Source organism: Parabacteroides sp. AF19-14 (genome assembly GCF_003635485.1).
Classification (GTDB): Bacteria; Bacteroidota; Bacteroidia; order Bacteroidales; family Tannerellaceae; genus Parabacteroides; species Parabacteroides distasonis.
The window spans coordinates 129,223-150,726 of the sequence record NZ_QTMJ01000004.1 but is presented as its reverse complement, the minus strand read 5'-3'; the positions used below and the strand labels follow the sequence as shown (position 1 = coordinate 150,726).

General features: G+C 45.8%; 16 protein-coding genes and 1 pseudogene. 4 read left to right on the top strand and 13 right to left on the bottom strand.

Going from position 1 to position 21,504, the window contains the following annotated elements; genetic code table 11:
- Nucleotides 1–124 precede the first annotated feature (124 nt).
- The 5 genes from DWX33_RS05590 to DWX33_RS05570 all read right to left on the bottom strand — a co-directional run bounded on the left by DWX33_RS05590 (nucleotide 125) and on the right by DWX33_RS05570 (nucleotide 7,571).
- Nucleotides 125–2,617, bottom strand: a complete 2,493-nt coding sequence (locus DWX33_RS05590; protein WP_122379996.1) for a prolyl oligopeptidase family serine peptidase — start codon at nucleotides 2,615–2,617, stop codon at nucleotides 125–127.
- An 11-nt stretch (nucleotides 2,618–2,628) separates the two neighbouring features.
- Nucleotides 2,629–3,210 (bottom strand): class I SAM-dependent methyltransferase, encoded by a 582-nt coding sequence (locus DWX33_RS05585; RefSeq protein ID WP_048928246.1) that lies wholly within the window; start codon nucleotides 3,208–3,210, stop codon nucleotides 2,629–2,631.
- Entirely contained in the window at nucleotides 3,207–4,022 is an 816-nt protein-coding gene (ispE, locus tag DWX33_RS05580) for a 4-(cytidine 5'-diphospho)-2-C-methyl-D-erythritol kinase (RefSeq protein WP_048928247.1), read from the bottom strand. Before ispE ends, DWX33_RS05585 begins: the two co-directional genes overlap by 4 nt.
- 793 nt (nucleotides 4,023–4,815) lie before the next feature.
- The gene (locus DWX33_RS05575) at nucleotides 4,816–6,231 is read right to left on the bottom strand and encodes an MFS transporter (protein WP_005862883.1); all 1,416 of its coding nucleotides are present in this window, start codon (nucleotides 6,229–6,231) and stop codon (nucleotides 4,816–4,818) included.
- Between the two features lie 23 nt (nucleotides 6,232–6,254).
- Nucleotides 6,255–7,571, bottom strand: coding sequence for a folylpolyglutamate synthase/dihydrofolate synthase family protein (locus DWX33_RS05570; protein WP_122379995.1), 1,317 nt, complete (start codon nucleotides 7,569–7,571; stop codon nucleotides 6,255–6,257).
- Nucleotides 7,572–7,654: 83 nt separating this feature from the next.
- On the opposite strand from DWX33_RS05570, the gene DWX33_RS05565 reads away from it, so the two are divergent.
- Nucleotides 7,655–7,912, top strand: a complete 258-nt coding sequence (locus tag DWX33_RS05565; RefSeq protein ID WP_005862879.1) for a TIGR03905 family TSCPD domain-containing protein — start codon at nucleotides 7,655–7,657, stop codon at nucleotides 7,910–7,912.
- Here DWX33_RS05565 and DWX33_RS05560 read toward each other — a convergent pair.
- The 5 genes and pseudogenes from DWX33_RS05560 to DWX33_RS23145 form a co-directional block, all read right to left on the bottom strand.
- On the bottom strand, nucleotides 7,902–8,585 hold the full coding sequence (locus DWX33_RS05560; protein WP_005862877.1) for a response regulator transcription factor: 684 nt from the start codon (nucleotides 8,583–8,585) through the stop codon (nucleotides 7,902–7,904). The genes DWX33_RS05565 and DWX33_RS05560 overlap by 11 nt on opposite strands.
- 24 nt (nucleotides 8,586–8,609) lie before the next feature.
- Nucleotides 8,610–10,130 (bottom strand): sensor histidine kinase KdpD, encoded by a 1,521-nt coding sequence (locus DWX33_RS05555; protein WP_122379994.1) that lies wholly within the window; start codon nucleotides 10,128–10,130, stop codon nucleotides 8,610–8,612.
- An 83-nt stretch (nucleotides 10,131–10,213) separates the two neighbouring features.
- The gene (locus DWX33_RS05550) at nucleotides 10,214–12,595 is read right to left on the bottom strand and encodes a response regulator (protein WP_121962080.1); all 2,382 of its coding nucleotides are present in this window, start codon (nucleotides 12,593–12,595) and stop codon (nucleotides 10,214–10,216) included.
- A gap of 95 nt (nucleotides 12,596–12,690) precedes the next feature.
- Nucleotides 12,691–13,572, bottom strand: coding sequence for an AraC family transcriptional regulator (locus DWX33_RS05545; protein ID WP_036612620.1), 882 nt, complete (start codon nucleotides 13,570–13,572; stop codon nucleotides 12,691–12,693).
- A 295-nt stretch (nucleotides 13,573–13,867) separates the two neighbouring features.
- Nucleotides 13,868–13,948 (bottom strand): annotated as a pseudogene (locus DWX33_RS23145) (cysteine hydrolase); the annotation flags it as partial.
- 183 nt (nucleotides 13,949–14,131) lie between these two features.
- Here DWX33_RS23145 and DWX33_RS05535 point away from each other — a divergent pair.
- Nucleotides 14,132–16,504, top strand: coding sequence for an outer membrane beta-barrel family protein (locus DWX33_RS05535; protein ID WP_122379993.1), 2,373 nt, complete (start codon nucleotides 14,132–14,134; stop codon nucleotides 16,502–16,504).
- Between the two features lie 76 nt (nucleotides 16,505–16,580).
- Here the strand turns inward: DWX33_RS05535 and DWX33_RS05530 are convergent, their stop codons facing one another.
- Nucleotides 16,581–17,192, bottom strand: a complete 612-nt coding sequence (locus tag DWX33_RS05530; RefSeq protein WP_005862832.1) for a MarC family protein — start codon at nucleotides 17,190–17,192, stop codon at nucleotides 16,581–16,583.
- Nucleotides 17,193–17,360: 168 nt separating this feature from the next.
- Between DWX33_RS05530 and DWX33_RS05525 the strand changes: the two genes are divergently transcribed.
- Nucleotides 17,361–18,686 carry a PhoH family protein gene (locus DWX33_RS05525; protein ID WP_005857480.1) on the top strand — a complete coding sequence of 442 codons (1,326 nt, stop codon included), beginning with the start codon at nucleotides 17,361–17,363 and terminating at the stop codon, nucleotides 18,684–18,686.
- 73 nt (nucleotides 18,687–18,759) lie between these two features.
- Here the strand turns inward: DWX33_RS05525 and DWX33_RS05520 are convergent, their stop codons facing one another.
- Nucleotides 18,760–19,149, bottom strand: coding sequence for a putative quinol monooxygenase (locus DWX33_RS05520; RefSeq protein WP_122379992.1), 390 nt, complete (start codon nucleotides 19,147–19,149; stop codon nucleotides 18,760–18,762).
- 163 nt (nucleotides 19,150–19,312) lie between these two features.
- On the opposite strand from DWX33_RS05520, the gene DWX33_RS05515 reads away from it, so the two are divergent.
- A complete protein-coding gene (locus DWX33_RS05515; RefSeq protein WP_005862830.1) occupies nucleotides 19,313–20,317 on the top strand; it encodes a DUF4925 domain-containing protein in 1,005 nt (334 codons plus the stop codon).
- Nucleotides 20,318–20,408: 91 nt separating this feature from the next.
- Here DWX33_RS05515 and DWX33_RS05510 read toward each other — a convergent pair whose 3' ends face one another.
- Nucleotides 20,409–21,494: an LptF/LptG family permease gene (locus DWX33_RS05510; protein ID WP_005862828.1), complete on the bottom strand. Its 1,086-nt coding sequence runs from the start codon at nucleotides 21,492–21,494 to the stop codon at nucleotides 20,409–20,411.
- Between the last annotated feature and the right edge of the window lie 10 nt (nucleotides 21,495–21,504).

Sequence of the window (21,504 nt, the reverse complement as noted above, 5' to 3'; positions counted from 1 at the left end):
TTTGTATCAAAATTACCGTTCGTAAACGGAGCTGATCCGGATGACAGCCGGGGTTGGGCAAACGAATAAAGCGCCTGCGATTCCCTTGCGGGAGACACAGACGCTTTCGTTCAAATAAATATTCTTATAAAGTACGATCCGGATATAAGGCTTTCCACCATTCCGGCTCGTCTTTCAGCCATTTGGCGAACCATGCGTAGATGGTATTTTGCCAGCCTATACGTTTCTGATAGCCTACGATACCATGATTCTCGCCATCCACCTGCACGAATTCCACGGTTTTCCCTAGGATCTTCAAGGCGGCGAACATCTGGATACTTTCCCCGATGGGTACGTTCGTATCGGCGTTGCCGTGAAGCAACAGGAGCGGGGTCTTGATCTTATCGGCGTTGAACAACGGGCTTTGCTTGGTAAAGAACTCCGGGGCGTTCCAAGGATAAGTGTCGGCATTCGCTACGGAGCAATAGCCATATCCCCAATAACCTTCTCCCCAATAGCTACTCAATGCGCTAATACCGGCATGGCTGATAGCGGCGGCGAAAATGTCCGTACGGGTTTGTAGGTATTGTGTCATGAATCCGCCGTAGCTGGCACCGATGCAACCGATCTTCTTCTCGTTCACGAACGAATGCTCCTTGCAGAACAGCTTGGTGCCTTGGATGATCTCATCGGCGGTCTTCAGGCCCCATGCGTTCACATGGCGGGCGGCGAATTCCTGTCCGAAGCCCGTTGTTCCACTCGGATTCAAGGTGTAGACCACGTATTCGAGAGCGGCGTACATATGCATGGAATAACGCATCTCCAGCGCACGGTTCGTCGGGGAAGTACCGCCATAGTAATAAACGATCATCGGATATTTCTTATTCGGATCGAAATGAGGCGGCAGGTAATAACGACCTTGGATCGTCGTACCGTCATCCGACTTGAAGTTCCAGTCGTGTACCTCGCCTAAGGCGATATCTTTTAATTTATCTTGCGAGAGATCATACACCAAGCGGTTCTTTCCACCTTTCAGGTCGTAAGCGTAAAGGCGGTTGGCGTTGGACGCGCTCTGTCCGTAATAGAAGAGAACCGGAGCGTTGTCGGCCAACGCATACGACATGATAATATCCTCGGAGGCGGCTACTTGCTTGATCTTCCCGTTTGCCGGGTCGCACGTATAGATCCGTTGGTAATCCTCATCCTCACAGAGGATATAGATTTGCCCGTTGAAGCGGTTCCATACGGCATCGATCACGTTCGGATTGAAGTCCTTGGTGAGAGGGGAGGCTTTACGGCTTGCCAGATCGTATAGGAATAACTGCCCGTCGTACGAGTTGGAGATCTGTCCTTGCTTGATATTTTGTCCGATCCCGTCGAAAGCGTCGCCTGCCCCAGCTACCAATAACTGTTTACCGTCGGGCGAGAAGGCGGCTTGGTTTACGTACGGGGCTTTCTCCCAGATCGTATCGATCGCCATGGTCTGCAAATCCAATTTATAAAGGGAGTTGCGGGAGTGCGGTAAGGAGGTGTACACCCGGTCGCTGGTGCTGAACAATAGATAGCGGCTATCAGCGCTGATATCATTGATATAAGTGTCCGTATGCCCGAAAGTAAGTTGCTCGTACAAACCTGTTTTTAAGTCATACCGCCAGATAAAGGAGCGGTCACGGAAATCCGGGATACGGTCTGCCGGCTCTAATACACGGATCAATTCCGTCCCTTCCTTGGGACCTTCCTCTTCTACGGTATAGAGAAGCGTGGACTCATCGGGGGTGAATACGAACCGCCCTTTCGGAAGGTTCGGGACTAATACCGTTTGTTGGTAGGTCGCCGGATCTACGGTTACCAACTCCGTACCGTCCAGACCGGTGCGGGTGTAATACAATCGATTGCTTTTAGGCATCCATTTGGCGGTTGTCAAGAAACTTCCGTCTTGCAATAAGACCCGTCCCGTAGCGGCATCCATCAATTGCCCGTACGATTCGCTCTTGCCCTCCGGGAATCGATTGACGTATTTTACCAAGGCATACTTCCCGTTCGGGGAGACACTTACGCCTTGGAAATCCTTTCCTTCTAGGATATTCAGAAGGGTGTAGCGTTTCTCCGGGTTCAAGGAAGCTACGACTTTCGCTTCCGCCTCGCTCTTGAAGGTAGCCTTTAGGCTGGGAGGACAAGTGTCTGTTTCCGCTGTCAGGTATTTAACGACTACTTGATAGCGGCGGGGTTCCATCACCAACTCGGAAGAGGCTCCGACCGGTTTATCATTGACGAATACTTCGAACGCCCCGGGACCCGATATATCGAGCGTGCCTTTTACGTACCGGTCGCTGTTCAAGAAGAAAGAAAATAGATGCAGGGCATATCCCTTTTGCGGGGCGGCGAAGGTGATCGCGCCTGCCGTGTCGGCGTCGAGTACCGTGGCGTTCGCAAGCGTTTGCTCGAACGGTAAGGTCGCTTTTAATAGATTCTTCGCCTCGAAAGGCTTGCCGTTTACGTTGAGGCTGTCCGCTAGGATCGGCTTGTTGACCGTGAACGGGCCTGCGTGCTGGAATTGCGTTACTTTCACGTCTTCCATGGCGTAAAGCGAAAGGGCGGAAAGAAGCAATGCCGGAATTAAGTTAGTTTTTCTGTTCATATATAATTAGTTTAGGATAAACGTTTTCCGCAAACGATGTAAAGCTGTTCGGTATCCTCTACGACGAGCGGAAGAAGATAAGGCTCCATCAATGCCGCCACCTCTCGGGCCGGGGGCAAGGGCAGCGATAATCGATCGGCGTGCCGATGGTGGTGCGTATTGATCTTTTCCTTGCTCTCGCTGTGGCAGATAACCAATTTACCGCCGGGCACGAGCAAGTCGCTCATATGCTCGATCAACCGTTCCGGCCGCATGAAATGCGGGTAAGCGCTATATAGGATAATATAGTCGAATCCTTTCCCCTCGTAGCTCATAGCGTCCTCTTGGAGGAACTCGATGAGCGGATGATCCGGATATTTCATGCGTGCTTTCTCGATCATTTGGCCCGCTATATCGATAGCTACGATTTGGCGGGGTTCGTACGGCAGCAGGTAACTTTCCAATATCCCCGTGCCGCAACCGACATCGAGGATGCGGGCGTTCTGCCGCAGGTTGGTACGATCCAATATCGTCCGGATCTTTCCCGGATCATGTACGCAGACAGCATCCCAGCGTTCCGCCATCGTATCAAAAAAGATCTCTATTTGATTCATGATAATTGTCCTTCCCATAGAAAACAATCGCTGAACAGGGATTGTTCCTTGAAATGGGTTGGTTTTTCGAACAAACCGAACACGGACGATCCGGAGCCGGACATGGCGGCATATAAGGCGCTTCCCTCGTATAAGGTATCCTTGATCCGCTCGATCACGGGATGCTTCGGGAATACGCTTCGCTCGAAATCGTTCACCATCCGCTCTTTCCATTCGGATACCGGTAGCCGGATGATCTCTTTCAAGGAGGTCTCGGGCGCGGCGGGTGTTACCATCGAATAGGCTTCGGGAGTGGAGACGGCTACATCCGGTTTTACCAAGCATAGATAATAATCCTTCAAGGACAAGTCCACGGGCTCGAATTGGTTTCCCGTGCCGGTCGCGAATACCGGCGTGTTACGGATAAAGAACGGGCAATCGGCTCCGATGGTGGACGCTATCGCCTCCAACTCATCCGGGTGAATATCCAAACCGCAGAAATCATTGACCAGCTTCAACATAAAAGCGGCATCGGCGGAACCTCCTCCAAGCCCGGCGCCAAAAGGTATCGCTTTCAACAAATGGATCTCTAGCGGGGGAATCTCGTATCTCGTCTTTAGGGCGTTCAGCGCTTTTATGACGAGGTTCTTCTCTTGGGGAGCGTCTACCGGGATTCCGGTTTGCGTGAAACTGGGCTGATCCGAGGCAACGATCTCGAGGGCATCCTTCACGGGGATCGGATAGAAGATGGTCTCTATATTATGATAACCGTCCGGACGTTTGCTTACCACGTTCAGACCTAGGTTTATCTTTGCGTTCGGGAAACAGATCATAGTATTTAATGTTTGTTTTATATGATACGCGAAGATAAGAAGATATCCTTATAAACGTTCTGTTTTATCGGGTGAACTATATACGGCTTTAATAAGGGGCCCACGATGGGCATCACGCGTAAAAGAGTAGGTTTGACGTTTTGACATTCTGTAATCTGAACTCCCGGAGAAGCGTTTTTTCCGGACTAAGGTACGCCTTGCTTCCGAAAACGGCATAAAATAATGGCATCTGATTGTCTTGTAGCTCTTTATGGAAATAGGCTCTTTCATTCTAGCGAGATTAATTCATCTTATCTCATATTCTTAGATGAAAATAGCCTTTTATACGGGTGCGTCTTCCGATTCTATAGGACGTGAGGGCTGTTTCTTCCTTATGTATTGCCTAATACATACGGTCGCGTTACCTAACACATACGGTCGTGTTGCCTAATACTGCCTTTTGTGTTACCTAACTCTATTACTTTTGGGTCTAAACAGGGGTGTTTATGTAAAGAAATGAGGGAAAACGTATGATTTCATCATAGGCTTCTCCCTCATTTCCTCTATTCGTAAAAAGGTCTTGACATCGTTATTCTGTTATTTTGATCATAATGTCAAGATTATAGTGTTTTAGCTTACGGTCCCTATCTTATTAGTCTTTCCAACTGGCTACAATTTGTAGTTGTTTCGCTACTCCTCTTTTTCAAACGAACTTTTTGTGTGTTCCAATGACGATGGTTTTCAGTCTTCAAAAAGAAAGGCGCTGTAAACTTGATTTACCGCGCCTTCCATTTATTTAGGGTTATGAGCTTTATTAAGGCTCCGCGATCATCTCTTTAGCGATTATCTCGGCCTCGGCTTTATCGGCGTCCTTTTGGATGTTTGGCAATTCAAGGCCGTAGCCTTTGATCCGGTCCTCACGTTTCAACATCAAGGCGATGAAGAGGGCGAGTACACCGAAGCAGGTGAAGACTGCCATCGGTATCGTATAGTCGTAAGCCGGTTTGCCCGTACCATTGTCTATTTTGCAATACGTATCCAATATCCAGCCGATTAATAAGGGAACCATACTCAGACCGATATTCTGTACCCAGAAAATCAAGGCATAAGCCGTGCCTAATTGCTTCTCCGGGATAATCTTCGGAACAGATGGCCACATCGCCGATGGAACCAAGGAGAAAGCGATACCCAATACGATCATCACGATTGTCGCGAACCACCACTGATTCAAGATCGGAAGTGTGAATAATAAATGCACGCCGATCAACATCAAGGCACCATAGATCATGATCGTCGCCCCTTTACCTTTACGGTCGTATAAGTTACCGAAGAACGGAGTCAGAAGAATCGTGCCGAAAGGTAAGATAGCCGGGATGTTTCCCGCCAACTCCGGATCTACGTTATATTTATTGACCATCAAGTCCGTAGCGTATTTCAAGAAGGGGAATACGGCCGAATAGAATAATACGCAAAGCAGAGCGATCAACCAGAAACCCTTATTGGTAACGATCAATAAGATATCTTTCAAACGGAAAGGCTCTTCCTCCTCGGCTTGCTCGATAGCGTCCATCGAAGCGTCCAGCTTGCGATCCATCACGCAAAATACGAGGAAGGCGATCAAACCGATACACAACATACAAAGACAAAGCAAGATAGGAGCGGAGATACTACCGAAGTACTTGGCGGCGGGAACCGTGATAGATAAAGCCAAGGCCGTACCCAAACGAGCCGTAGCCATCTCCAAGCCCATAGCCAACGCCATCTCTTTTCCCTTGAACCACCGTACGATAATCTTAGATACCGTGATACCGGCGGTCTCCACGCCGACACCGAAGATCGCGTATCCGAGGGCGGCCACCATCACTTGCGCTTTCCATCCGAAAAGCTCTCCTTCCATCGTAAACGCGTCCGAGATGGCGTAATATTTAATGGAACAACCGATAATCATCAAGATACAGGAAGCGACACCCGTGAAACGGACACCCATCTTATCCAGAACGATACCACCAATAATCAACATGAAAAGAAATACGTTGAACCAACCGTAAGCGCTGGTGAACCAACCATATTCCGTACTCGTCCAGCTTAGCTGTTCTTCCAACATCGGTTTAAGCGGAGCCATTACATCCGTAAGGAAGTATCCGCAAAGCATCGTGAATGCCGCCAAAGCGAGTACACTCCAGCGTGCGACTTTCGAGTCGCTTAGTTTCTGATGAATTTTTTCTATCATGATATTTGTTTTATAGAGTTATATTATTTGTATACGTCTTCTTTCATGAACAAGGGGAGAGCGTCCGCTACGATAAAGGTGCTTCCGCCGATAAAGATCAAGTCATCCTTGTCGGCACTTTTTAACGCTTTCTCGACCGCCTCTTCCACCGTTTCGCAAAGGACTCCGGGCAGTCCCTTCCGCATGGCTTTCATGGCGAAATCCTTTACGGGCATCGCTCTCTCCACGGAGGCTTGCGTGAAGAAATAAGAAGCATCTGGTGGCATCAAGGATAATACGCCGTCGATATCCTTGTCGTTCACCATACCGACGATCATATAAATTTCGCGGAAACGGCTTCTCATGGCATTCAGGTGTTCCGCTATGTGTTTCCATCCACCCACGTTGTGCCCGGTGTCGCAAATGACGGTCGGTTTTGTCCGCAAGGTTTGCCAGCGGCCCATCAAACCCGTCAGTTGGGTCACGTGCCCGAACCCTTCATGGACGGCCTCGGGCAGGATGTCAACGCCGCACTTCTCGCGGAGCAGGTGCAGGGCGGAGAACACCGTGATGGCGTTGGCTTGTTGTACCTCTCCGGCAAGCTCGCCGATCACCTCGCCGTATTCTACGGAGGGGAACTTCCAGTGTACCATCGACAACCCTCCGGTCCCCTCCAGCATTCCCATGCTCAAGGCGTAGTGGAAGGGTGCTCCTGCCTTTCTCGCCTCGTTCTGGAAGAGGTCGAAAACGGAGCGTTTCTCTGCCTCCCCCAGAAGGACGGGTACGCCTTTCTTGATAATGCCGGCTTTCTCCGCCGCTATCTTCTCCTCCGTATCTCCCAAGAATTGCGTATGATCCAGACTGATATTCGTGATAATACTCAAGATCGGAGTGATAATGTTCGTACTGTCCAAACGACCGCCAAGCCCGACCTCGATAACCGCGTAATCTACCTGCTGGTCGCGGAAATACTCAAAAGCCATACTGGACGTCAGCTCGAAGAAAGAAGGATGGAGAGGCTCGAAGAAAGAACGATGGCGTTTGACGAAATCGACCACGTAATCTTGGGAGATCTTTTTCCCGTTCACCCGGATGCGCTCCCGGAAGTCCACTAAGTGGGGAGAGGTATAAAGCCCGACCTTGAAACCGGATTGCCGGAGAATGGCCGCCAATAGATGACTGACCGAGCCTTTGCCGTTTGTCCCGGCTACATGGATGGTCTTATAGGCTTTATGCGGATTTCCCAGATAATCATCTAGGGCGATACTTGTACCAAGACCGGGTTTGTAAGCGGAAGCTCCGCTGTGTTGGAAGACCGGGATGCTGGTATATAGATAGTGTAGCGTTTCCTCGTATGTCATGTTTTTGTAAATTAGATGCTACAAATGTAGTTAAATTTATTTATACCTTTGCGACTCGTTTATAAAAAGGAGAGAAAAAGAAAATGGAAACACGACGTATAACCTATACGCCTCAAGGAGGCGTTTGTTCTAAGTTGATGGTGATCGACGCGAAGGAGGACGTGATCGAGAATGTGCAGATTGTAGGAGGTTGCCACGGTAACGGGCAAGGCATGTGCGCCTTATTGAAAGGTATGCGCATCGAAGACGCTATCGGCCGTTTGTCTGGCATCGATTGTCATGGAAGGGGAACTTCATGCCCGGACCAGATGGCACAGGCATTGAAGCAATTCAATCGATGATCAGCTTATATCCGATTCCCCGGATATTCAAAATCTTGATAGACTCGTCTTTCGATAACTTATGACGTAGCTTGGTGATAAAGACATGCAGGCTGCGTGCGTTGAAGAAAGAATCATCTCCCCAAAGGTCTATCAAGATCTCTTTCATCGGTAATACTTGGTCCTTATTGTCGCAAAGGCGCTTCAATATCTCGGATTCCCGGTTGCTGAGGAGTTGTTTCTCTCCCCGGTAGACCAATGTCTGCGTGATGGAATCGAACGTATAAAGCCCGATACGGAAAGAGGTGGCTTCCGGTCTTTGGACGGACACCTTATGCAGTAACGCCTTGATGCGCACGATCAATTCCGCCATGCCGAAAGGCTTTTTCAGGTAATCGTTGCCGCCTGTCTCGAAGCCCTCTACCACGTCGTTGGCTGCGGAACGGGCCGATAGGAATAGGACAGGGGTGTGCGTATCCGTCTTACGGATCAATTTGACCATCGTGAAACCATCCATCTTGGGCATCATGATATCCGCTACGATAATGTCCGGGTTGATCTCCGCATAACGGGAGAGGCCCTCCTCGCCATTCGCCGCTAGGGTGATATCGAACTCGTTCCCATCCAGCGTATCCTTGATGATCATGGCCAATGTAGGCTCGTCTTCTACTAGTAGTACTTTTATCTTTTCCATATTTGATACTTGATTTTCGGATTATTATTTAAAATGCAGGGTAAAGGTGGAGCCTTTGCCGGGGACGCTTTCCACACGGGCTGTTCCTCCATGTTTACCCATCATGTCTTTTACGTAATATAATCCTAGGCCATAACCTTTCACGTTGTGGATATTCCCGCTGGGAACCCGGAAGAACTTGTCGAATATCTGCCGCTGGTTGGCTTCGCTGATACCCGGGCCGTTATCGGTTATGGAGATTGTCGTTTCGTGATTGTCTTGCCGGGCTGTCGCTTCGATGCGGCAAGGTTCCTTGTCGGCGTATTTGATCGCGTTATCGATAAGGTTGCTCAACATATTATATAGGTGGGTACGATCGGCCACCAATTCTATATCCTCGGGGATGGAGCAAGTAAACTCCACGGGTTTGCTCGCTTTCAGTTTGTATTGCTCGATGAGGGAGTTCACCAACTCGTTTAATGAGATGGTTTCGGGGCGCAAGCGGAAGGTACTGCGGTTCTCTACGGCGAGTGTCAAGATTTGTTCCACCAATCCGGTAAGATGGATAAGTTGGTCTTTAACGATCGTCAGGTATTTCTTCTGTTTCTCGTTGACGGGATCGCTAAAGTTCAATAATGCGTCTACGGCGGCATAGCTGACGCTGATCGGGGTTTTCAGCTCATGCGTCATATTGTTGGTGAAATCGGTCTTCAATTCTTCCACGGTCTTTTGCTTTAAGATGGTGCGGAGTAAGTATATGAAAGCGCAAATGATCAGCAAAAGTAATAGGAAGGAGGAGATCAGGATGCCTTTCATCTGGGTGAGTATCACGCTGGCCGGCGATTTGAGGAACAGGCGATATTGTAACGTGCTCTCGTTATGGAGCGGGTAATCGAAATGCACGGGGTTTTTCCACGTAGTGAATCGTTCCGGCTTGTCCAGATGCATCCAACCCTTCTCGTCCCCGTTGTTTGGTTTATAAATCGTTACCAGCTCATGTTCCGTTACGATGTTTCTTGCCTCCAGCTCCGAGGTTAATAATTTGTTGTAGGTCTTGAAATCAATTGGTTTTATAGAATCTATATTCGCGTGCATCGCTTGCTGCACCATGTCCTCCACCTCGCCGATTACATATAGGTAATCCGTTAGGGTAGAGTCTATCGAGCTAAAGTCCTCCTCATCCCCGTAATCGATATGTAGTTTCATGTGTGAGTCGGGATTTGCCGTCTTGAAGATATCTTCCCGGTTAAGGTCAGGATCTTCTTTCTGCGGAAGGATCGAAGCTTTTGCGTCCATCTTCTGCTTATTAGACGGATCTAGCTCTGAGCTGAAGTACACATCTTGGGTTTGAGGTCCCAGCGCTCCCTGTTCTTTTTTGATAGATCGGATGCGCAGGAACAACTCCTTATAGTCGGCGATCTTCATCGCTTCCTCTATATTGATCTCCATCTGTTTATATAATGTATCATATAAACCTTTCAGCCAGTATCCTTGGAAAACCAAAAGCCCGGCCAGCGATAGGACGATCAACAAAGCGATTAACTTAAAACGAAGTCTGATGTTCATGAAGTCTCTTTATGCTTATAATCGAATTGATCGCTAAAAATAGACAATTTTATTACATGAACTTTTAATACGCAAGATAAACTTTATGCGGGCGCTTGTAAATATTTACTAAGGATGCCCATCAACGCCCCAATATCAATCGGTTTAGCCAAATGATAATTCATGCCCGCTTTGATAGCGTTTGTCACGTCTTCGGAAAAAGCGTTGGCGGTCATGGCTATAATTGGCATATGTGCGATATCCCTTCGTTGGAGGGAACGAATCTGCCGGGTCGCCTCATAACCGTCCATGATAGGCATCTGGATATCCATCAGTATTATCTGGTAAAATCCTTCTTCCGATTGGGCGACTTTATGTACGGCGTCGAGCCCATTTATCGCCGTATCGATAGTGATACCGGTGCTGCCGATGATCTCTACGGCGATCTCACGATTTAACTCGTTATCCTCCACCAGCAAGATGCGCTTGCCGGAATAATCGACGTTTGATAACTTGAATGGGCGGATCGGTTCCGGCTGGTCTCCTTCGTCAAGGAAAGATCTCAATACTTGGAGTAGCTTGGACTTATAGAGAGGCTTGGTGATGAATCCATTGGCCTTAACCTCCTTAGCCTCTGCCTCATATTCCTCAAGATCGTATGCGGAGAGAATGATGATCGGTACGTCCGCTCCCACGAAACGTCTGATTTGCCGGGTTGTTTCAATGCCGTTCATTTGAGGCATCTTCAAGTCAATGATCACGGCGAAATACTCTTTCTCCGCTAAATGATGCTGTCGTACTTTTTCTATAGCTTCGCTACCTGAGTATACGCATTCACTGTTTATCCCGATCTCTTGCAAACAGCTAGACGTGTTTAGACAAGCGATCTTATCATCATCTACCACAAGAACCTCTAAACCTTCTACCTCTATCTTATCATCGGGCTTCTGATCCCGGCAAACCAATGGCATGTCGATGGTGAAGCGGGAACCTTTGCCATATTCACTCTCCACCTTGATATCTCCTCCCATCATCTGAATGATCTTATGGCTGATCGACATCCCGAGGCCAGTGCCTTGTATCCTCTTGATCTCATCATCGCTCGCACGCTCGAAAGGCTCGAAAATCTTATCCAGAAACTCCGGTTTCATACCTCTTCCGTTATCCTCAAACACGAATTGATAATTTCCGATGCCATTATGAGGGTCCTTCTCGTAGATTTCTATCGTGATTCGCCCATTCTCCGGCGTATACTTAATTGCGTTCGAGAGGATATTCATCAATACCTGTTTGATACGCTGCGTATCGCCTTTTACATTCTCATGCCTAAGGTTCTTGACGTGTATATTTAAAGTTTGTTGTTTGTTTTTGATCTCTGGTTGCATCATAACGACCAAGTCTTGCAAGAGCTCACCCACATTGAACTCATCCTCCGAAAGAATTAACCTGCCACTTTCGATCTTGGACATATCGAGAACCTCATTAATCAGACTCAATAATAATTTAGAGGCTCCATTGATTTTTTCCATACAATCTAGTATTCTTTCATGTTCATCTACATGGGCTTTGGCTATAGTCGCCATTCCCATGATGGCGTTCATGGGTGTACGGATATCGTGACTCATGCGGGCGAGAAAATCAGATTTGGCTTGGTTGGCTTGTTCCGCCGACTTTAGTGCTTCTTTAAGTTGCTTTGACTGTTTCTCCAGTTTCTTTTGCAACTCCCTCTGTTCGGTAATGTCGGTGATATTGATGTAAACGATAAGATAGATAGGCTCGTCGCCTTCCCAGCCGATACATTCCCCGTTCAACTGTAGCCAAGCGCCGTTGCCGTTTTTGTCTTTCGACTGGATAACGAAATGTACAGGTTCCCCTTTTAGCATACAGGGGATATGTGCGTTCATCGTATTACGACTTGTTTCATCTAAACGGGAGAAAGGACTGAAAGATAAAAAAGAATTTTTATCGATACCAGAGAAGTCCATATATTTATCATTTGCCTCCAGCAATGTAAAACTGCCGTCTTTATGTACTTTATGCTTGGATATGAAGCCGGGGATATTATCATAAGTGATCGTTTGCTCGATCCGCCTTCGCATTACGTCCTCTACATCGGTCATTACCGTATAGGAGATAGGGATGCCGTCTTGTAGTTGGTCGGTAAACGTTGAGGTGATTTTAGTCCATCTTTTTCCTTTTCTCGTTGGCATCTGGATAACGGTTTCGTAACCGCTGGCTTTATTAGCTATCGTCTCGTAAACATTCTTGGATAATATATTCCAAGCTTCATCATAACCTTTAAAATACAAATCGGGTTTATTGTGGAAAAGAGCTTCATATTCTTCTTTGGGGTAACCTATCATATCGTAATAGAAGTCATTTGCCCATAAAAGTGTAAAATGCTCATCCAATAAATGTTTGCTAACGCTAGCTCCCGTAAGCCCCATCAATAAGTTGTATTCTAGATCCGTCTCTCGCCCTTCCATCGTATGTCTTTTTATATTATCCTACAAAAGTAAAAATTATAAAAGGTACCCTTGAAATTCTTCTTTTTGATAATATGTTCCGTTTTTGCTTTCAGCTAGTCGGATGTTTTCTGGTAACAAGAATAGGTATACGATTTACCCCTGTATTCTTGTGGAGTCATGCCTACATTTCGACGGAAGAACTTATTAAAGAACGATAGATTATTAAAGCCGAGGTCCATCGCTATGTTCTTGATTTCTCGGTTGGTCCCTTTCAACTGAGCCTTAGCGTCTATGATTATTGTTTGCGTGAGGATCTCTTGAGGAGTCTCTCCGATCGCTTTTTTGATGGATGTCGAGAAATAAGAGAACGTGAGGCCCAACTTCTCGGCATAAAACGATACGTTGTGCTCTTTCGTATAGTATCTCAATACCATATTTAGGAACTCTTGATAGATTTGTAACGGACGTGTAAGTTCCTGTTTCTCTAATGGGTAATTTTTACTGTATATTTCTATGATACCTTGACTACACATCATGAAAATGGCCTTTATCATCTCTTTATTGTTCAAGATATCGGGATATACGGCATATTGATAGAGAAGCTCGTAGAAGTTCGTGATCAGGTTGGCCCTGTTTTGGGATATTTTTATAATCGGATACCTGTAAATCATCAGTAGATAACCCATCGTGCTCTTGATAAAATTGGTGTAACACATAAAATCGAAAGAGAACGCTATGAAATAGATCAAGATGTCGGGGGATATCTCATGTATTTGTATGCGACTATTGGGCAATAGCGTTACAACATTGAGTTTCGAAGTGGTCAATTCTGACATATTGATAGTTGAGCGTATTTGCCCTTCCATGCAAAGGATAAAGACCCCGGCTTTTATCTTACAAGGAATATTTATAAACTCCTTGAGTTCATCGGCGGATATGTATTTACCAACCATAAAGTCCGTAGGTGAATCAAGGCAGAGGAACTGTTTATCCATATTGTAAGATTTTTGACGTCAAATATAAATATTAATTGAAACTCAAATGTTGTAAAAGGAAATATGGAACATATTATCCAAAAAAATAGTTAGCCAAGACTAAATAAGATCCTTTACACCCATAAACTTGAACGGTTGCGCCGGCTTAAAGTCTTGTGCGACCAGTCGCTACCATCCCGTTTGTTCCCGAATAAACTACTCTTGTACACATGATTTTCAACTTTTAATAGGTTATCTTCAAATATTTGATTGATATATCAACAGTTAGAACCTCTTAATGTTCAGTTTACGTTTTCGCGTCAAAGAGTACGGCGGCCTTGAAACCTTTTTCCTGCAATTCCCTTAGGTGAGATTTAGCATAAAGGATACCACTCATACTACTTTTCCGAAGGTGTTTTCTAGATTACCTTGTTCCTCTTTGTTGGGTTTGATAAATGGCGATAAGACTAAATAACATTCCTGATAAGACAAGGTAAGACTTCGTAAGTGAGTGGTAACATAGTTTCTTTTAAGAATACGTTTCTTTTGTATGAACGAAAAATGATAAAAACAAACCGATATGAAACGTACTATTTACTACATGATTTTATGCTTGCTGATGAGTCTCGGTGAGATTATGGCACAAGGTATTTCCGGGAAGGTGATGGATGGCAAGGAACAGCCGGTAGATGGAGTGGCGGTGATTTTACAGACCCTCGACTCTGTATATGTGGATGCCGTGGTTACCGATACGCTTGGGGATTTTCGATTGAATCATCCGCTAGACCAGTCGTATCGACTTATTTTCCAACACATCTTATATAATATGGTAGAGAAAGAGATAATTACCGCCAACGTAGGTACGGTGGTGCTGGAGGAGAAAGATTATCAGTTGGCCGAGATTACCGTAAAGGGAGAACGCCCGCAAGTGAAACTGGAGGGAGGCAAGCTGACGTATGATGTCCCTCAACTGATGAAGGATAAGACTGCCACGAACGCTTTTGAGATCATCAAGGACTTACCGGGGCTTATCGAGCGGAATGATAATCTGGAGCTGGTAGGGGCCAGTCGTTTGAATATAATCTTGAATGGGCAGTTGACGACAATGTCGGCAGATCAATTAATCCAGTTACTGAAAACTATGCCGGCCTCAAGGGTCGAAAAGGCTGAGGTGATGTATAACGCTCCAGCTAAATATAATGTCAAGGGGGCGTTACTCAATGTCGTATTGAGTAAGAATGAGTCCGAGACTCCTTCTTGGCAAGGTGAAACGGGTGTGGATTACACCCAATATCGCCATGCGGGGGGAGATGCGCATGTGAATTTACTTTATACGAATAAGGGCTTTAGCATAGATTTCCTGTTGAATGGTAATAAGAGACGGGATGTGATGGGGGAGGATATGTTGGCCCGCCATACATTAAATAGTGGTATGACGGAAATAAGCCAACATAATCGGGCCCTTGTCCATGTAAATAGAGGAACGGTTCGTCTGGGAATGGATTATACGTTTGCGAATGAGGATAAACTCTCTTTGGCATATTATCTGAAGGGAGATAAAGTCTTATCGGACCGTGATGCCTTTACCTCATATCTGGATCTGTCGAAGCCGGAAAATAAAAGTGAGAGTACGAGCTTGGTCCGTGATGACGGGCACTCCGCTATTCATAATATACGTTTACAGTATGACGGACATGCCGGGATATCGGCAGGAGCGGATTTCACCCGTTATCATTCGCCCTCGGTACTTGATTACCAGGATACGAATACGAATACGAATGGTTCCCGGACTGATATGATAAATAATACGAGACAGGATGTATCCCGCTGGTCCGTATTCCTAAATAAGACACATAGTTTCGCTTCCGGGTGGGGATTGAATTACGGCGTGCATGGAGGTTACGCTTCGTCGAAAAACTATTCGGAGTATTTATATGATCAAGGTGCTGGCTATGAGATGGACGAGGAAGCGTTGGAGGATAATACACAAAAGGAATACATCGCTGATATTTTCGCCGAGGTATCGAAAAGCTTCGGAGAGCGTTTCTCTGCTACGGTCGGGCTGAAAGGGGAGTATTTTAAGTCTGACTACGCCTCTAGCCGGGAAAATATGAACCTATGGAATGAGGGGGCGTTGTTTCCCACCGTATCCCTGAGCTATACGTTTTCTCCCCGACATATTTTACAGTTCGATATAAGTAGCGATAAGACCTATCCCGGCTATTGGCAAGTCTCCCCGCAAGTAACGCCTCTAAACTCTTACTCGGAGGTGGCGGGAAATCCCTTGTTGAAACCTTATCGCACGTATGAGGGGCAGATGGTCTATATCTTCCGCCAAAAGTATATGCTGGTAGCGTTCTGTGAATACACGCCGGATTATTTCGCCCAACTTCCTTATCAAAGCGATACGGAACTGAAGACCGTTTTTCGTTTCGAGAATATGGATTATAGTCTGGAAGCGGGATTGGCGGTGATCATTCCTTTTAATGTGGGCCGTTTTTGGAATAGCCGCATCACACTGCGAGGTTGGAGGATGCAAGAGAAGAATGATAACTTCCACGGCATCTCATATAACCGTGAGGCTTATCTCGGGTTAGCGCATATGAGTAACACATTTAACCTCTGTGATAAACCGAATTTAAAAATGACGATAGACGGCCAATACGTGACTCCCGGTGCCATCCAAGGTATATACGACTTGGGTTCCATGTATGAGATATCCGCTGGATTAAAATGGACTTTCTTGAATGACCGTGCCAGCTTGACACTTAAAGGAGACGATATTTTCGCCAGCAGCATTCCACGTACCATCAAGATAAACCAAGGCAATCAATGGAGCCGGATGAGGAAATTGAATGATGAGAGATGTCTGAAATTATCTTTTGTCTGGAAGTTTGGTGGTTACAAGGAGAGGGAACATGATTCGATAGACACATCCCGTTTCGGAAAATAATAGATGCCTTGTAGTTTCATCCTAATGAACTCTTTGTTTCAATAGGATGAAACTGGATGCTCTTCTAAAGGAAATCCTATATTGCTTTCGTACTCGCTTCTATCTGTTCCATTAGCAGGGTGATATTGCTCATGAATAGCTTGACGGAGATCGCCAGCAGGATGATACCGAAGAATTTACGGATCAGGTATATGCCACCTTTCCCCAAGACTTTCTCTACCTTGCGTGTCATGCGGACAACAAAGTAGACCCATAGCATATTCAGTACCAAGGCTACGATAATATTCACGCTGGCATATTCCGCACGGAGCGACAACAAAGTGGTGAACGATCCCGCTCCGGCTAGCAACGGGAATACCAGCGGCACCAACGTAGCTTCCTTGATCGGCCCTTGGTTCTTGAAAATCTCTATGTCGAGAATCATCTCCAAAGATAGGAGGAAGATCACAAAAGCGCCGGCCACGGCAAACGACTCGATGTCCACATGGAAAAGCCTGAGTAATATATCCCCGGCGTAGAAGAACCCTAATAACAATAGAAAGGAGATTAGGGTTGCCTTCAACGCATTGACATCCTTGCCTTTATCCTTTAGGTCTATGATGATGGGAATAGCTCCGATTATATCGATAACAGCGAATAATACGATGAATGCGCTAAGTATTTGTTGGAAATTGAAATTTGTGAACATGACGTTACCCTCCTCTATTTTTTAATCCTCGTAAAGATACATATTTTTCCTTGAATTGGTCAATATGACGAAATTATTGGTGTGTGTAACTAATTTTAGCAGGCCTGAACTATCAACGTGTCAGAATTGTTCTTATATTAGAAGCAATAATCATTAAATCGAAAGGCCATGGGAGCAAAGAAGAATTTTGTGTTGGACACGAATGTCATATTACATGACTATAAGTGCATCGAGAACTTTCAGGAAAATGATATCTATCTACCCATCGTGGTATTAGAAGAGTTGGACAAGTTCAAGAAGGGGAGTGAGCAGATCAATTATAATGCCCGTGAGTTTGTTCGGGAGCTAGACTTATTGACCAGTAATGACCTGTTCTTGAAAGGCGCCTCACTAGGACCGGGAAAAGGTACACTCTATATCGTGACCGGTGATAAGTACCAGGAGAAAATAGCGCATTCTTTTCCGGATAAAACGCCAGATCACCGTATCTTGTCTTGTGCGTTGACGATCGCCGAGAAGAATCCGAAGATCAAGACAACCTTGGTCAGCAAGGATGTGAACCTTCGTATGAAGGCTCGTTCTTTGGGTATTCCCGTTGAGGATTATATCACGGATAAGGTCGTGAATGTAGATATTTTCGAGCGTGCGCAAGAGACCTATGAGAATATAGACCCCGATTTGATCGACAAGATCTACAGCTCTCCGGAAGGCGTGGACGCAGATTCGTTGGATATCAAGTCTAAGCTCGACCCGAACGAATGCTTTATCTTGAAAAGCGTACGTAATAGTGTATTGGCTCGCTACAATCCGTTTACGGATAAGATCAAGAAGGTGGATAAAGGCACGAACTTTGGTATCCAGCCCCGTAATGCCGAGCAGAGTTTCGCTTTCGAGGTGTTGAACGATCCGAATATCAAGCTGGTGGGGCTGACCGGAAAGGCCGGTACCGGAAAGACGTTGTTGGCGTTGGCCTCTGCCTTGAAACAAGCCGGCACGTATAAACAGATACTTTTGGCCCGTCCGATCGTCGCTTTGGCGAATAAGGATCTCGGTTTCCTTCCGGGTGACGAGAAGCAAAAGGTCGCTCCTTATATGCAACCTCTATTCGATAACCTGAACGTGATCAAGACTCAGTTTGCCCCGGGTAATCCCGATGTCCGTAAGATCGACGATATGCAGAAGAACAATCAGTTGGTGATCGAGGCGTTGGCCTTTATCCGGGGTCGTAGCTTGTCCGAGACTTATTGTATCATCGATGAGGCCCAGAACCTCACGCCGCATGAGATCAAGACGATTATCACCCGTGCGGGAGAGGGAACGAAGATGGTCTTCACGGGAGATATCCAACAGATTGACTCCCCGTATCTAGACGCCCAAAGTAATGGCTTGGCCTATATGATCGACAAGATGAAAGGACAGGACTTGTTCGCCCATATCAACTTGATAAAAGGCGAGCGAAGCGAATTATCTGAGTTAGCGTCAGATCTTTTGTAATTAATATAGGGAATTGAAGATTGAAAATAAACGCTTATGTGAAGCTTGATTTTTAATCTTCAATTCTTAATGATTAGTTATTTACACTCGGGCAGACATAAATCTTCCGGAAACTACCTTTATAGGAAGGGTCTCCCATATCTTTGATCTCATTCAGATGTTGTTTAAGATGGGCGGTTTCGCCGTGCTTTTGTAATTCCCCGTCGTTTTTCCAAGTCTCGGCGATAAAGAATTCGGTGCTATCGGTGAGGGACTGGTACATGCCGTAGTCGATACATCCCGGTTCTAGCAACGTGCTTTCCTTGCATTTCAAGAATGATTCCTTTAAGGCGGAGACACATTCGGGTTTTACTTTCCGTTTGATATTCAGTACGACTTCCATGGATTCTTTATTGCTTCCTCCATTCGTGCAACCGGATAGAGCGATTAATACGCAGGCCATTGAGATAAACACTTTCTTCATGATAGATTGTTTTTAAGTATTTGATACGACAAAAGTAGTGAATTTTTGATCTAAACACAGGAATCGAACATCTGATATTAAATTATTGTTGTTCGTGGAAGTTGGAATGGATATATTTGTGATAATATTAATAGCTATTTATGTTAAATTTAAAACAAGAGTCATGAGAAAGAGTTTGTTGTATGTATTTGCCGTGATTTGCACGATGGGTTTTTTTACGGCATGTGGTGATGATGACGATTCAAGTTCTTCCGGTAACTGGCAAGACCTGTCGAAAACATACGAGGGTAAGAGCGTAAATCTGGTAATGGGAGAAGTGACAATCCCTGTTGACGGTAAATCGGTCGTGATTGCCGCTTCTTCTGCGGAGAAGGCATCAGTAACCTTGAACAATATCATCCCCGAAAATAAGTCGGTCGCTATTGATGCCGCATTGAAGGAAGCGGACGGCACTTATACGTTTACCGGCGAGAGTACGGTTGGCGATTGCGTGGTATCGGTAAATGGTACGGTGAAAGGGGGCGTAGCTTCTGTTGTTTATACTCGTAAATTAACTTCTTCTATCGTAGGTAATTGGAGCTTGAAAGCGGGCGTGGAAGCTATCTATGCGAATATCGTTACCGGAAATTCTACGATCGATGATCTCGTGCGTATGATAAAGCCAGTTATCAGTAACTTGATTTGGGGCAAAGTAAGCGTTGTAAATGTTAACTTACCGGAAGATGGAATCTTCGATGTTTCTTGGAGACCTATAGGGGCTTCTGAGGATAAAGGAATCGGTGAGATCACGAAAATGGCAAGTATCCAATATTGTGTGGTAGACGGGAAATTTATGGTGGCTGTGGATAAAAATTATGTGACAGTCTTGACTACTTTATTACAACAGGCTGCTGGTGACAAATTGGAGGCCGCTGGTATCTCTATTGACGAGATCATGAAGCTTTTGGTTGATTTAGGAGGTTATTATGGTCTACCTCTTAACATGAAGGTGGATGGAAGTGAGGCTACTTTTTATGCGGATAAGGATTTAATCGTACCGGTTTTGACCATGATAGCTCCTATCTTGAAACCGATGGTTCCGGAGAATTATCAGCAAATGGTAGATATGGTATTGCAACTACTTCCGAACGCAAAAACGTTAGAGTTTGGACTTAATTTCACGAAATAATTGAAAATCCTAGGTTGTAGAGACGGGGCACGCCCCGTCTCTACAACTGGATGAAATTTGGCAGAGTTATACCAATATAGGAGTTAATCAATTACCTTGGTGCTTTCTGATATAAGAATATCGCTATAAATGTATAAACTATATTCGGTATCCAAGCTGCTACGGCAGGACTCACATAACCATTAATAGCGAAGGTGGAAGTAACCGTCATAAACAGGATGTAAGAAAAACTCAACGCCAATCCGATACCAATATTCATACCCATACCTCCCTTTATTTTCCGGGAAGACAACGAAGCTCCGATAGAAGTCAAGATAAACGCCGCCATGATCGTGGCGAAGCGCTTATGATACTCGATCTGGAAGGTCTGTATATTCCCGATACCTCTTTTTTTCTGCCGGTTGATATACGTATTCAGCTCGGGCGTTGTCATCGTCTCGCAATCATTCACGGAAATCAGGAAGTCCGAGGGCACGATGGTCAAGGTCGTATCCTTACGGGAGCCTTGGAAAATATGTTCCCGCATGCCATCAAAATCACGGATCATATAATCAATAACGGTCCATTGATAAAGCGAGTCGTATTTGATTGACTTGGCGGTCAGACGGGAGATCAATTTCTTATCCTCGAAATGCTCCAGAGAGAAACGGTATCCCATGTTCGAGCGAGCGTCATAGCTATCGAAATAAGCGATAATACCCGGCTCGATCTCCAATTGGGCGTTCTTTACGTAGTCCACCTTCTTGTTGCGGATATACTTGTTCTGGAAATCGATACGAGTCTCATTCGCCGGGGGAATGATGTAAGCGTTCAGGATAAACGTCACGATAGCGATAATCGTAGCCGAGACCGCGTAAGGAAGCATTAACCTACGGAAACTCATACCGCTGGCAAGCATCGCTATGATCTCCGAACGATCCGCTAGCTTCGACGTGAAAAAGATCACGGCGATAAATGTGAACAACGGACTGAACAAATTGGCGAAATAGGGGATAAAGTTCAAGTAATAATCCACGATGATCGCTTTTAAGGGGACATCCGGATTCAAGAACTTATCGATCTTCTCGTTTATATCGAAAACGACGGAGATAGAGATAATCAAGGCGATAGCGAACACGTACGTGCCCAGAAACTGCTTGATGATATACCAATCGATCCGTTTTAGTTTAAATTTCATCTGTCTCGTT